The organism is Bradyrhizobium sp. WSM1743 (genome assembly GCF_000473065.1).
Classification (GTDB): domain Bacteria; phylum Pseudomonadota; class Alphaproteobacteria; order Rhizobiales; family Xanthobacteraceae; genus Bradyrhizobium.
Genome location: NZ_AXAZ01000111.1, coordinates 1 through 14246, shown reverse-complemented (window position 1 = coordinate 14246; position 14246 = coordinate 1). Strand labels below are relative to the sequence as shown.

Here is a 14246-nt window from a genome sequence, read left to right as displayed (position 1 = left end):
CCCACCCAGGGCTGCATCCTTCTGGAGGGGCGCTCGATCCAGAATGTGCCGCCGCACAAGCGCGACATCGGCATGGTATTCCAGAACTACGCGCTCTTTCCGCANATGACGGTGGAGGAGAATCTCGCCTTTCCGCTCAAGGTCCGCAAGCTTGGCAAGGCTGAGATCGAGGCCAGGATCAGGCGGGCGCTCGAGATGGTCCGGCTTGGTACTCATGGCAGGCGACGGCCCGGTCAGCTTTCTGGAGGGCAGCAGCAGCGCGTCGCGCTTGCCCGCGCCCTCGTCTTCGATCCCAAGCTCGTGCTGATGGATGAGCCGCTCGGGGCGCTGGACAAGCAGCTGCGCGAGCAGATGCAGCTTGAGATCAAGCATATCCACGAAGATCTTGGCATTACCCTGGTCTATGTGACGCATGACCAGAGCGAAGCGCTGACCATGTCGGACCGCATCGCGGTATTCAACGACGGGGTCATCCAACAGGTCGCCGCGCCCGCCGAGCTGTATGAGCGGCCGCAGAACGCCTTCGTCGCCCAGTTCATCGGCGAGAACAACCGATTGCACGGCAAGGTCGTCGCGATGAATGGCGCGACTTGCAAGGTGGAGATTCCGGGCGCTGGCAACGTGCAGGCGCTGGCAGTCAATGTCGAGGTGGCCGGNCGGCCGACCGTGTTGTCGTTGCGGCCGGAGCGCGTGAAGNTGAACCCGGCGCCGGGTTCGTTGCCAAACATCTTCNGCGCGCACGTTGCGGAGGTGATCTATCTGGGTGACCACGTGCGTGCTCGGATCTTGGTCTGCGGCCAAGATGATTTCGTGATCAAGCTGCCGAATTCGGATGGCGTGGTGCAGCTCGAGCCGGGCACAGTGATCACTATCGGCTGGAAAACAGAGGATTGTCTGGCGCTCGATGCCTCACGACAGTGAGCCGCGCTGCCATCAACGGGGCGGGCCGGGAGTTCGACAGCCTCTCCTATCCTGGGAGTGGCGTAGGAGGGAGAGAGTAATACGATGAGGACACACTTAATGATCGCCGGCGCCCTGGCTGCGACTGGCTTGATGGCGGGCGCGTTGATAAAGCCTGCTCTCGCTGGCGATCAGCTGACGGTCGTCAGCTGGGGGGGGACCTATCAGCCCATCCTGCGCAAGAACGTTTTCGAGCCCTTCTCGAAGGCGACCGGGATCAAGATCACTGAGGACGTGTACAGCGGCGACATCGGCAAGATCCGTGCCATGGTCGAATCCAAGACCGTGAGCTGGGACGTGATCGACGCTGCGAGCTCCGGCGCCTGGATAATGTGCGATCAGGGCCTCCTCGAGACGATCGACTGGAACAAGGTGGGTCTCGACCGCGCCAAGTTCGGTGACGCGGGCAAATTTAACTGCGGGGTGCCGAGTCAGATCAATCGCACGATCGTTTACTATGAAAAGAACAACCCGAATCCTCCGAAAACCATCGCCGACCTCTTCGACACGAAGAAATTCCCCGGCAAGCGCGGGCTATGGAAGAATCCGTATCCCAATCTCGAATGGGCGCTGATCGCCGACGGCGTGCCGATCAAGGACGTCTACAAGGTCCTCAACACGCCGGAGGGCGTCGACCGTGCCTTCAAGAGGCTTGACACGATCAAGAATGACGTCATCTGGTGGACGACCGGCGCGCAGGCGGTGCAGCTGCTCGCTAATCGCCAAGTCATCATGACCGCGGCCTGGACCAGTAAGGCGTCCAACGAGCTTTTCGAGACCATGTGGGACGCCGCGCAAGGGGGCTTTAGCTGGTGGGCTATTCCGAAGGGCAGCCCGCATCTGGAGGAGGCCTACAAGTTCCTCGCCTTCGCCGGCTCACCCCAGCCGCAGGCAGACGTCACGCGCGACGCGCCGTATGGGCCGGCCAACAAGGATGCTATGGCGCTAGTCGATCCAAAGGTGCTGGCCACCCTTCCAAACACGCCTGAGCGTGACGCCATTGCGGTGAATACCGATTTCGCTTTCTGGATTGACAAGGGCGATGAGCTGCGCCAGCGCTTTAACGCTTGGCTCGCGAAGTAAGTACAAGACGCAGGAGACTTGCGTTTTCCTCGCTGCTTCCACAGACGATCTAAGAATGTGAGAGGGGACTCGATGGCGACGATGGCGGTCCAAATGGACGGTGGTCCCGACAAGATTCCGTTGCGGCTAAAGCTGCAACGGGTCGAGCGCCGGCGCAAGCTGATGTCCTTCACCCTTGTCCTGCCGCTCCTGCTGTTCATCCTGATCGCGTTCGTCTGGCCGATCGGCCGCATGATGTTCAACGCGATCCATGACGATACGCTATTGACGCTCATGCCGCGAACCACGTCAGCGCTAAGCGCTTGGGACGGCAAGGACCTGCCCGACGAGAGCGCCTATGCCGCTCTCGTCGAAGATCTCAAGCAGGCCTGGGCGCGGAAGACTACAGGCGTTATCGCAAAGCGGATAAACTATGAGCTGCCCGGCGCCGGCAGTCAGGTAACATCAAGCGCCCGAAAGGCGAGCACGCTGTCCGCCGGCCCCTACAGGTCGACGCTGATCGCGATCAATCCGATCTGGGGCCAGCACGACGTCTGGATCGTCCTCAAGCGCGGCCACTCTGCCTATACGGCGTATTACCTGCTGCGTTCGTTCGATTACCAATTCGGCTCAAAAGGCCAGATTGTGGCCTCCCCGCCGGAGAATGCGATCTTCCGCGACGTGTTCTTGCGCACGTTCGGCATCAGCATAGCCGTGACGGCCGCGACCCTCCTGCTGGGCTTCCCGGTGGCCTATCTCTTAGCGACATTGCCGACAAGGACCAGCAATCTGCTGATGATCATGATCGTGCTGCCGTTCTGGACCTCAGTGCTGGTACGCACCGCGGCTTGGGGCGTGCTCTTACAGGAGCACGGCATTGTCAATGAATTGCTGATAACGCTACATATCATATCGCGTCCCGCGGAGCTCATCTTCAATCGCGTCGGTACGGTGGTGGCTATGACTCATATCCAGCTGCCTTTCACTCTGCTGCCGATCTACAGCGTGATGAAGACGATTTCGCCAAGCTATCTCCAGGCTGCCCGTTCGCTCGGCGCCGGCCCCTTCTACGCCTTTTGGAAGATCTACTTCCCGCAAACCCTACCGGGCATCGCCGCTGGCTGCCTACTGACGTTCATTCTGTGCCTGGGCTACTACATTACGCCCGCGCTTGTCGGCGGAGCGGCCGACCAGATGGTCAGCTACTTCGTCGCCCATTATACGAACGAGGACCTCAATTGGGGCATGGCCTCGGCGCTTGCCGCAATCCTGCTCGGCGCTACTCTGCTGCTCTACTATGCTTATAACAAGCTGGTTGGTGTCGACCGGCTCAAGATGGGGTGAGAACTATGGCCGCTTTCGCCTATGCCTCTCCGCTAGAGAAGGGCTGGTACTATCTACACCGACTGATCTGTGGTGCGGTGCTGCTGTATCTGGTCGCGCCGATCCTTGTGATTATCCCACTATCGTTCAATTCGGTGCCTTTCTTCACCTATCCCATGCCAGGGCTGTCGCTGCGCTGGTACGAGGAGTTCTTCCTATCAGCCGGTTGGCAGGGCGCACTACACAACTCCTTGTTTATCGCGGTGTTGGTCACGCTGCTGTCGACCGCACTTGGCACGCTAGCCGCGCTCGGGCTCAGTCGGCCCAACTTTCCCTGGCGCGCGGCGGTGATGAGCCTATTGATCTCGCCCATGATCGTCCCGGTCGTAATAACGGCGGTTGCCGTGTATTTCTTCTACGCTGATATCGGACTGCTCAACAGCTATACCGGGCTGATCCTAGCGCACACGCTGGGGGCCACTCCCTTCGTCGTCATCGCCTTGACCGCGACCCTGATGGGTTTTGATCACTCGCTCACCCGCGCCGCCGCCGGACTGGGCGCGCCGCCGATCACCGTCTTCTTCAAGATCATCCTGCCGCTCATTTTGCCGGGCATGGTTTCCGGTGCGCTCTTCGCCTTCCTCGCCTCCTTCGACGAGGTGGTGGTAGCCCTTTTTGTGGCCAGCCCTGAGCAGCGTACCTTGCCCATGATCATGTTTTCGGGTCTCCGCGAGCAGTACAGTCCGACCATTATTGCCGCGGCCACTGTGCTGATCCTGTTTTCCATCGTCATGCTGACGACTGTCGAGTTGCTGCGCCGACGTTCTGAGCGCCTGCGCGGTATCAGAAGATAGATGGCGGTCTGAAGTTCGGTTGCAGCAATTGCAAATGATGGGCACTCCAAGCCTGCCACCTTTGTGCGGAACGTAGCGACAAGGCGCGCAAGAGAGCGGCCATCGATCCGACATACGAACCTCTTTCGCCTCCGCCGAGACAGGTTGGGCTAACGCACGGCGTTGGGTGCTGCGATAGCGACGCGATTCGGTGCGATCCCCGGGTACTGCGGGGGCAGTGAGGGCCGGGGAGTAGGAGATACAGATATTTGACCTGCTCGACTAACACCGGGTCGGAGGCGAAGGCCGGTTGCAAGGTGCCCGTCCGTTCCCATGGAAAAGCTCGACACCGTGAAAGCCGACCACACGTGCGGCAGATCGGATGCCTGAAAGGACGCTTGGCAGCATCGCTTCGAGACGATCCTGCAAAGCTTCGCTCAGGGCGAAATGTTGGGCGAGCAGCACAGAGGCGATCATTCGGGTAACTGAGTTCGACCGGCTTTCGAGCAGCCGGGGTGGCTTCGAACGCTCCTTCTCCTAAAACCGACAGATCGACGACACTCCGATTCTGCCGACACTGCAATTTCCGATTTTAGTGCTGCATCGGGGATGCTAGCGCAAACTAAACCGCACTCGAGGCTTTTCCGCCGAAAGGCGTCCGGAGTCATCTCTTCGATCGCCCGAAACACACGAATGAGATGGGGCAGATCGCAAAAGCCGGTATCGGCCGCGATCTGGGTCGCCGACCGTTTCGTCGTTTTCAACAGATGTTTGGCTTGCTCGATCCGGATCAGCCGGTCTGCCGCGAGGGGCGTCATGGCCAGACTCTCGCGGAAATGCCGTTCGAGGTTGCGCCGGCTCACGCCGAGCCGTTGCACCACCCGTCCGATCGAAAGGGGCACGTCGATCGACTGTTGCATCAGCAGCAGCGCTTTGCGCACCACTACGTCTTCGGTCGCGAGCGCCAACGGCATGCCCGGTTGTGGCTCCTCCGCCGTCATAGCCTGATCGATGATCATGATGTGAAGGCTCTTCGCCGCTCGCGCACGCCCAAGGTGGCGTTCGACGATGAAGGCGGCGAGATGCGCGGAGGACACTCCGCCCGAGCAGGTGAGGCGGTCGCGATCGACGACAAAGATCTGGTCCGAGACCGGCTTGAGACCGTTGAAGCGCTCCACGAAGTCCGCGTGGTGGAACCAACTCACGCAAGCACGATATCCCAGCATTAATCCCGCCCGGTGCAGAATAAATGCGCCCGTACAGACTCCGACGAGCGGCACCCCGATAGCTGCTGCACGTTTGAGGAAACCCACAGTGCCGGGATGCAGATTCTCGATTTCATCGACCAGGCCCCCGACGACTACGAGATAATCAAATCGCTTTGGGTCGCCCAGAGGCTCCTCCGGCTGGACCGTGACGCCGCAGCTCGAGGTGATCGGCTCGATGGTCGGGGACAGAACGTGCCATGCGCAAAGAATGGGGCGCGAACGGTCGCCCTCATCTGCAGACAGCCTCAGGACGTCGATGAAGTTAGCGAAGGCGGACAGCGTGAACCGCCGAGCCAGGATGAAACCGATCTTGAGTTTTGCCAATCCGACCTCCGTGCCGCTAGCATACAGCATTTCTAGCGCATTTATACAGCCCGGCTTTGCTCAATTCCGGCATTCAGCTTCCCAATAGGCTTGGGAGGCACGCATGACGCACTTCTCTTTCGCGCAGGTCATCAAAGGCGCGCTGATCGGCCAGAAGAACTGGACACCGCAGTGGCCGGATGTACAGCCGAAGACTGCCTACGACGTGGTGATTGTCGGCGCCGGCGGACATGGCCTGGGTGCGGGCTATTATCTCGCGAAGGAGCATGGGATCACCAATGTCGCGATCATCGACAAGGGCTGGCTCGGGGGCGGCAACACCGGCCGCAACACCACCATCATCCGCTCGAACTATCTCTACAACGAGAGCGCTCGTCTCTACGACCACGCGGTCGACCTTTGGGAAAACCTCTCTCAAGACCTAAACTACAACGTCATGTATTCGAAGCGCGGCGTGATGATGCTCGCGCACAACGTTCACGATGTGCAGTCCTTCCAACGCCACGTCCACTCAAACCGCCTGAATGGCCTCGACAACGAGTGGCTGACGGCGAAGGAGGCCAAGGTCTTCTGCCCGCCGCTCGATATTTCGCCTTCGGCCCGTTACCCGGTGGTTGGAGCAGCGCTGCAGCGGCGCGCCGGCACGGCCCGGCACGACGCCGTCGCCTGGGGTTACGCCCGAGGTGCAGCGGCGCGCGGCGTCGACATCATCCAAAACTGCCCTGTGACGGCGATCCGGCGTGGCCCGGACGGGCGGGTGACTGGCGTCGACACGGCGAAGGGCTTCATCGGCGCGAAAAAATTGGCGGTCTCCGCCGCCGGCCACACCTCGGTCGTCATGCAGACAGCCGGTGTTCGGCTGCCGCTCGAATCTTATCCGCTGCAGGCTCTGGTCTCCGAGCCTGTGAAGCCGATCTTTCCGTGCGTCGTCATGTCGAACTCGGTCCACGCCTATATCAGCCAGTCTGACAAGGGTGAGCTCGTCATAGGTTCTGGCACAGACCAGTATGTAAGCTATTCCCAGCGTGGCGGCCTGCCGCTGATCGAGCATACGTTGGCGGCGATCTGCGAGATATTCCCGATCTTCCGCCGCATGCGAATGCTGCGGAAGTGGGGCGGCATCGTCGACGTGACACCCGACCGTTCGCCGATCCTCGGCAAGACGCCCGTGCCCGGCCTGTATGTCAATTGCGGCTGGGGCACCGGCGGCTTCAAGGCGACGCCCGGCTCGGCGCACGTCTTCGCCCATACCATCGCCCGCGACGAGCCGCACCCGATCAACGCCCCCTTCACGCTCGAACGCTTCACCACCGGCCGGCTCATCGATGAGGCTGCCGCTGCCGCCGTCGCGCACTGAGGTCTCGCCATGTTGCTCATCCGTTGTCCCTACTGCGAGCAGGACCTGCCCGAGCTCGAATTCGCTTATGCCGGCGAAGCCCATATCGCCCGGCCGCAGGATCCTTCGAAGCTCACCGATGAAGAATGGCGCGATTATCTCTTCATCCGCTCGAACCCGCGCGGTCATCATTTTGAGCGGTGGCGCCACATCAACGGCTGCGCCCGCTTCTTCAACGCGGTGCGCGAGACGGTCTCTGACCGCTTCCTCCTCACCTACAGGGCGGGCGAGCCTCGTCCCGACATCTCCGGACTGACGGGAGGCTCCGAATGACCAGCTGTCGCGTTCCAAATCGCGGTCGCGTCGATCGCAGCAAGTCTGTTCGCTTCACCTACGACGGCAAGACCTACCACGGGCTCGCCGGCGACACCCTTGCGTCGGCGCTGCTTGCGAACGGCGTGCACCTGATGGGTCGCTCCTTCAAGTATCACCGCCCGCGTGGCGTAGTCTCGGCCGGATCGGACGAGCCGAACGCGCTGATGGGTACCAGCCGAGGTCCCGGCCGCTTCGAACCAAACACCCGAGCGACCATCCAGGAGCTCCGCGGCGGCCTCGAGGCAACCAGCCAGAACCGCTGGCCCAGCCTCGCCTTCGACCTCGGCTCGGTCAACGATCGCTTGGGCTCGCTATTTTCCGCGGGCTTCTACTACAAGACCTTCATGTGGCCCCGCGCCTTCTGGGATCGTGTCTACGAACCCATCATCCGCAACGCCGCGGGCCTCGGCGTTTCCCCGACCGAACCTGACGCCGACCGCTACGCCAGCCGCTTCGCTCACACCGATGTGCTCGTCATCGGCGCAGGTCCAGCCGGCCTTGCCGCGGCGCTCGCCGCCGGCCGCTCCGGCGCGTCCGTCATGATCGTCGATGAGACCACAGAATGCGGCGGCAGCCTCCTGTCCGAACCCTCGATCACGATCGATGGCAAGCCGGCCTGGGACTGGCTCGCGGCCGCCACCGCCGAGCTGGCGTCCCTCCCGAACGTCACCGTGAAGCCCCGGACGACGGCGATTGGCTACTACCACCAAAACCTCGTTGGCCTTGCCCAGCGGCTGACCGACCATCTTGCCGCTCCGCCCGAGGGTGCCCCCCGAGAACGTCTCTGGCGCGTCCGTGCGCGCGAGGTCGTGCTTGCCCAGGGAGCTCTCGAGACGCCTCTCGTCTTCGACGGAAACGATCGCCCCGGTGTGATGCTCGCCGGTGCCGCTCAGACCTACCTTCACCGCTACGGCGTCAAGGTCGGCGACCGGCCGGCTATCGTCACCGTTCATGATTCGGCGTGGTTCGCCGCTCTCGATCTCGCAGCGTCCGGTGCCAAGGTCGCCGCCATCGTCGATGTCCGTCCGACCGTCGACCAAGCTCTCACCAACCGGGCCCGCGCACTCGGAATCGAGACCCTGCTCGGCCACACCGTCACGGGTAGCTCCGGCCGCCTGCGGGTCAAGTCGCTGCGCGTCAACAGGCTTGAAAATGGCAGGGTGGGTGCCTCCCGCAATCTTTCCTGCGACGCGGTGTTGATGTGCGGCGGTTGGACGCCGAGTCTTCACCTTTTCAGCCATACCAAAGGCAGCCTTTGCTGGGACGACAAGCTCCAAGCATTCCTGCCGGGCAAGAAGACCGAGGCTGTCCACATCGCAGGCGCCGGGCGTGGCCTCTGGGGCACTGCCGCCGCGCTCAACGATGGCGCTACCGTAGGCGCCCAAGCCGCCCGCGCCACCGGCCGGCAAGCGAGCGCGCAGACCTATACCGTCTCCGGCGACCGCATTGGGTCGGGCGTCACGGTCAAGGAGCTATCGACCGATCGCAAGCCTGCGAGGGCCAAGGCCTTCATCGATTTCCAGAACGACGTCACCGCGAAGGATATCCGCCTCGCGGTTCGCGAGGGCATGCGCTCGATCGAGCACGTCAAGCGCTACACGACGAATGGAATGGCGACCGACCAGGGCAAGATGTCGAACATCAACGGCCTGATGATCGCTTCCGACGCGCTCGGCAAGGAGCCGCCGCAGGTCGGCCTCACCACCTTCCGGCCCCCCTACACGCCGACAACCTTTGGCACCTTCGCGGGCTACCATCAGGGCTCGACTTTCGAGCTCACGCGCAAGACTCCGATCGATCCCTGGGCGGAGGCTCACGGCGCCGCCTTTGAGCCCGTCGCTCTCTGGCGTCGCGCCTGGTACTTCCCGAAATCGGGCGAGGATATTCACGCCGCCGTCGGCCGCGAATGCCGCGCGACCCGCGCATCCGTCGGTATCTTTGATGCCTCGACGCTGGGGAAGATCGAGGTTGTCGGCCCGGATGCCGTCACCTTCATGGAACGTATGTACATCAACGCCTGGGCGAAGCTCGGGGTCGGAAGGTGCCGCTACGGCCTGCTGCTCGGCGAGGATGGCTTCATCCGCGAGGACGGCGTCATCGGCCGACTGGCAAATGATCGTTTCCACGTCACGACGACCACCGGCGGCGCGGCACTCGTGCTCAATGTGATGGAGGACTACCTCCAGACCGAATGGCCTGACCTCAAGGTCTGGCTCACGTCCACAACCGAGCAGTGGGCGGTCATCGCCCTTCAGGGGCCGAATGCGCGCAAGCTGCTCGAGCCCTTCGTCGAGGGCCTCGACATCTCCGAGGCGGCCTTCCCGCACATGTCGGTGGCGACCTGCAAGGTCGCGGGATTTCCGGCTCGCCTCTTCCGCGTCTCCTTCACCGGGGAGCTCGGCTTCGAGGTCAACGTTGCCGCACGTCGCGGCCGCGCGTTGTGGGAGAAGCTCTGGCAAGCCGGGCAGCAATACGACATCTGCCCTTACGGCACCGAGACGATGCACGTGCTCCGCGCCGAGAAGGGTTACATCATCGTCGGCCAGGACACCGACGGCACCCTGACTCCTGACGATGCCGGCCTCAGCTGGGCAATCGGCAAGGCCAAGCCCGATTTCGTCGGCAAGCGCTCGCTTTCCCGCCCGGACATGGTGGCGAAAGGACGCAAGCAACTCGTTGGCCTCCTGACCGATGACCCGAAACTCGTGCTTCAGGAAGGCGCTCAGATCGTCGCGGATCCGAATGTGCCGAAGCCAATGCCGATGCTTGGCCACGTCACGTCCGCCTATTGGAGCGACGCGGTCGGCCGCTCGATTGCGCTTGCGGTCATCGCAGACGGCCGCGTTCGCGACGGCGAGACGCTGTACATCCCCATGCCGGACCGGACCATCACGGCCCGCGTCGTCAAGAACACGGTCTTCTACGACCCCGACGGCAAGCGCCTCAGCGCCTGAGAGGAAACGCAATGAACGCCATGAATGGCTCGCTCGCCCCGCCCACGATCACCGAGCTGCCGCCGACAACCCGGATCTCGCTGCGCACTGCCGACCCTGCGGCCGTTGCCTCCGCGCTCGGCATCAAACTTCCTGTGAAGGTCGGCGTTCGGGCCGCCGCCGGCGTCCGCACCGCGCTCTGCCTCGGCCCCGACGAATGGCTCCTTGAGGTGCCGGAGGCGGAAAGCGCCATGCTGGCCGCTGCCCTCGCCGACCTCGCGGGGCGGATGCCGCTCAGCGCCGTAGAGATCTCCGACCGTGAGGTGACTTTGGCTCTCGCCGGCCGTGCTGTTCTCGATCTGCTCGCCACCGGCTGCCCACGCGACCTCGCGCGTATGCCCGTCGGCTCCGGCGCCCGGACGCTGTTCGACACCGCTCAAGTTGTGCTGACCCGCGAGGGCGAGGACCGCTTCCATCTGACTGTCCGGCGATCATATGCGCCTCATGTCCGGGCCCTTCTCCACATCGCCGTGCGCGAGCTCGAGATTGGCCTCTGAGCCAAAAGGGAACTGCCAATGCCTCACGCGCCAGCATCCTGTCTCTCCCACAAAGCCGCCGCAAGTGCCATCGCCCGCGAACTCGGACGCCAACAGAGTCAAATCGAGCTGATCGCTCGGCAAGATCGTCCGCCATGTACTTATCGCTCACGGTCGATCCCCACGAACAAGTATATCGAGGCTATGCTGGCAAGCGGCGTTACATGGGGTGCTAATTTCTCAACAAGATCGAGACCATCGCCGCTGCCGAGATCGCGCTCGAACATCACTTCGGGACGATCCGGCGCGCGGCTTCGTCCAGGTGCCTCAATATTGACAGCAATAGTCTCGGCTCATCAAAGGCCGCCGCCGCCTCGCTGGCTCAGCGAGATTGCGGCTGAAGTGCTTCGAGAATGCGGTGCATGCGCTCGCGAAGCCGAGCGCAAAACCGAGAGAGCCAGCGAGGACGGAGATATTGCGAACGTGTTGGCGTCTCCCGTTCCCTTGGTGGAATAAATGCATATTTTCTGCATGAAGCAAAAATATTTTGCAGACATTCGGCCAATCGCTGCCGGAATTTGCCGTTAGGGGCCGTGGTGGAAATTATAATTTGTGCGCACGTCGCGCTTTCCGAATGACATTAGCGACGCTCATAAATTTGGGTTGGGAATCTCAGTCGAGTTCGGCAGATCGGCGAAATCATTGTTCTTGGGCAGACGCTAAACGCGGGGAATGTACTATGCGGCACACAACAGAAGATAACACTAAGAACAACGTTCGCTGCCTGCGTAACGTCCTGATCCGGCTTGATGATGGCATCCATCTCGCCGCAGACCTGTACTTGCCGGTTGCGCCTGGGAAATACCCGGTGCTCGTCAGTTTGTACCCTTACCGTAAGGACGACCGCATGGGCGCGTCGCATGAGTATGCGAGGGGGTATTTCGCGCAGCACGGATACGCTTCACTGCTCGTGGACTTCCGAGGAACTGGCGGCTCCGAGGGAGTGTGTAAGTTCAACCTGGAGCAAGAGGGTGCCGATGCCGCCCAGGTCGTCGAATGGGCTGCGGCCCAGGAGTGGTGCGACGGCGGCGTCGCCATTTGGGGGCTCTCCTACGGTGCCTCAGTGGCGCTTGCAGCCGCGGCGCAACGGCCGCCCCACCTCAAGGCCATCGCTCCGCTGTACGGTACCTCAGGCAAACGCGAGGAAGGTAGCTCGCCAGGAGGGTGCGAGAGCTGTATCACGAATGCCAGCTGGCTGGCTATGATGCTTGCACTCGACTTGGCGCCACCGACGTTTCAGGATCATGAAGGTCGGTGGATGCGTCTCTGGCGTGAGCGGCTCCGGAGGCTTGAGCGTGACGGCATAAGAAATTCGTTCGATGACTACTACGCCGCCGACGAGGGGAAGCCGAAGGGCACCGCCACGGAGCGGATTGATATCCCGGCGTTCATCATCGGTGGCTGGCGTGACTACTATCCCCAGGCCATGGTGGACGCTTACGCGCGTGTGGCTGGGCCCAAGAAGCTTCTCATGGGTCCTTGGTTGCATCGGTTCCCTGACCTGCTTCCTCGCGCGCCTGTCGATTTTCTGAACGAGCTGCGGCGCTTCTTCGACCACTGGCTAAAGCACGAGCAAAACGGTGTCCAGCATGAGCCGAATGTAGCGCTGTACGTCCAGGGAGCTGAACGCTGGAAGTACGAGCGAGAATGGCCGGTCGCCCGAGCGGAGATGCAGAATTTGCACTTGCAGCCTGGCCGGGCGCTGGGTCACACACCGACTCGTGACGAGAGTGGTGATCCATACCGCGCTGATCCGACGGTCGGCACGGCCTCGACTCTCCCTGATTCGATTCAGCTGGGTGTTGGATACCCGCTGGAGCAGGCGGAGGATGATCTGCGCTCGCTCACTTATACGAGTTCACCGCTGGAGAAGGGACTCGAGATCACTGGCTCGCCCGAGGCGATCCTGCAGGTCACGCTGGACGAGGGTGAAGAGCTGCAGCTGGTCGCCAAGCTGAATGCTGTTGCGCCGGACGGAAGCTCCACGTTAATCACAAGCGGATGGTTGTCCGCCGCCCGGCCGATTGAGCGAGGCGTAGTGGTCGAGTACCGCATCCCGCTCTGGGCAGCATCGTACTTCGTTCCCGCGGGTCACCGACTGCGGCTCGCGATCGCGTGCTCGGATTTTCCCTTCATATGGCCGCTGCGCACCAACCCAACCATAAGAGTGCAGCTGGCGGGCTCGCTCGTGCAGGTGCCAGTCGTGCCGGAGAGCGCCGAGCGGATAGGCGAGCCGGCGCTGCCGATTCCTGATCCAGCCGTGAATCGCAGGCCATGGCACGTGCCCGCCGACCCTTCGATCTGGAAAGTCGAGCGCGATGCAGTGACCGGTGCCGTATCGGTCGAAATCGGCTCGACGAGCGATCTCCGCACTCCAACTGGAGCCACCTTCCGCATCCAACTGTCCGCGCGCGCGACAACACCTGCAACACGGCCGGATGCCGCAGCCGTGCACTGCGAAGGACGTATCGACGTTCGCCTATCTGGAGGGGAGCGCATCGAGGTGCGTACGCGCTCCCGCTTCACCCGTGACACAACGGTCATGAACGGCGAAGTCACCCTCGATGGATGTCGACTGTTCACAGCTGTATGGCGCTAGTGCAGTCACGGAGTGCGCGGGATCAGGCAATCTGGTCCCCCATTTTGAGAAGATCGGGAGAGTACCCGCGGCACCGACCACCCAAACTGCGAGACAGTGATCGACGGCTTCGCCGGGGCGAGTCGGTCTCAAACGATGCCGGCAATGCGAGTTACGATTTGAATGACGGAATACTAGGCCTGAGATCGACGTACTGGGGGGAGCTATCGCGTAAATGGTTGAGCAAGTCTGGCGGCGATGAATGACACCCAGTTAGTAGCGCAAGGCGAACCGCCGCGTTTGTTATATACGATTATGCCGAAATCTGCAGCTCTAACGGGCTCGATTGAACTGAGGATACCTAGTGAATGGGTCGAGATTATACCTCGAGCGTGTTACCATGCGGATCGCGGATCTCGCAGGCAATCCTGATTCGTCGTCCGTGAACAAGTCTCTAAGCGATTGAGCGAGAGTCTGTTTTTCGGATGCGGAGGCATTTGAGATTGCAGGGATTGGGCGCTTGAGCCGCTCAAACCCTGCAGTTTGATTTGTGGATTCCCTTTCGCTGCGGACCGTGATTCTGTGGTGCATCGGAGGGGACGATGCGGCCGAAGAAGCACAAGGCGACGGGATCGAACGACCTGTTCCGGGCAGGCTG

General features: G+C 62.0%; 10 protein-coding genes. 9 read left to right on the top strand and 1 reads right to left on the bottom strand.

The window, feature by feature from the left end:
* The 4 genes from YU9_RS0136770 to YU9_RS0136755 form a co-directional block, all read left to right on the top strand.
* Window positions 1-921, top strand: a 921-nt coding sequence (locus tag YU9_RS0136770; RefSeq protein WP_027577186.1) for an ABC transporter ATP-binding protein, incomplete at its 5' end; no start/stop codon positions are given.
* A 99-nt stretch (window positions 922-1020) separates the two neighbouring features.
* A complete protein-coding gene (locus YU9_RS0136765) occupies window positions 1021-2043 on the top strand; it encodes an ABC transporter substrate-binding protein (RefSeq protein WP_027577185.1) in 1023 nt (340 codons plus the stop codon).
* A 72-nt stretch (window positions 2044-2115) separates the two neighbouring features.
* Complete coding sequence (locus YU9_RS0136760) at window positions 2116-3366, top strand: ABC transporter permease (protein ID WP_051380651.1); 1251 nt, start codon at window positions 2116-2118, stop codon at window positions 3364-3366.
* A 5-nt stretch (window positions 3367-3371) separates the two neighbouring features.
* The gene (locus YU9_RS0136755) at window positions 3372-4199 is read left to right on the top strand and encodes an ABC transporter permease (protein WP_027577183.1); all 828 of its coding nucleotides are present in this window, start codon (window positions 3372-3374) and stop codon (window positions 4197-4199) included.
* 452 nt (window positions 4200-4651) lie between these two features.
* Here the strand turns inward: YU9_RS0136755 and YU9_RS43785 are convergent, their stop codons facing one another.
* Window positions 4652-5770, bottom strand: a complete 1119-nt coding sequence (locus YU9_RS43785) for a GlxA family transcriptional regulator (protein ID WP_245266698.1) — start codon at window positions 5768-5770, stop codon at window positions 4652-4654.
* 103 nt (window positions 5771-5873) lie between these two features.
* On the opposite strand from YU9_RS43785, the gene YU9_RS0136745 reads away from it, so the two are divergent.
* From YU9_RS0136745 to YU9_RS0136720, 5 genes are all read left to right on the top strand, one after another.
* Window positions 5874-7127 carry a sarcosine oxidase subunit beta family protein gene (locus YU9_RS0136745; protein ID WP_027577182.1) on the top strand — a complete coding sequence of 418 codons (1254 nt, stop codon included), beginning with the start codon at window positions 5874-5876 and terminating at the stop codon, window positions 7125-7127.
* Between the two features lie 9 nt (window positions 7128-7136).
* Window positions 7137-7439, top strand: a complete 303-nt coding sequence (locus YU9_RS0136740) for a sarcosine oxidase subunit delta (RefSeq protein WP_027577181.1) — start codon at window positions 7137-7139, stop codon at window positions 7437-7439.
* A complete protein-coding gene (locus YU9_RS0136735; RefSeq protein WP_027577180.1) occupies window positions 7436-10435 on the top strand; it encodes a sarcosine oxidase subunit alpha in 3000 nt (999 codons plus the stop codon). The genes YU9_RS0136740 and YU9_RS0136735 overlap by 4 nt, the downstream gene beginning before the upstream one ends.
* An 11-nt stretch (window positions 10436-10446) precedes the next feature.
* Window positions 10447-10971 (top strand): sarcosine oxidase subunit gamma, encoded by a 525-nt coding sequence (locus YU9_RS0136730; RefSeq protein ID WP_027577179.1) that lies wholly within the window; start codon window positions 10447-10449, stop codon window positions 10969-10971.
* A gap of 718 nt (window positions 10972-11689) precedes the next feature.
* Window positions 11690-13609 carry a CocE/NonD family hydrolase gene (locus YU9_RS0136720; RefSeq protein ID WP_027577178.1) on the top strand — a complete coding sequence of 640 codons (1920 nt, stop codon included), beginning with the start codon at window positions 11690-11692 and terminating at the stop codon, window positions 13607-13609.
* The last annotated feature ends 637 nt before the right edge of the window (window positions 13610-14246 follow it).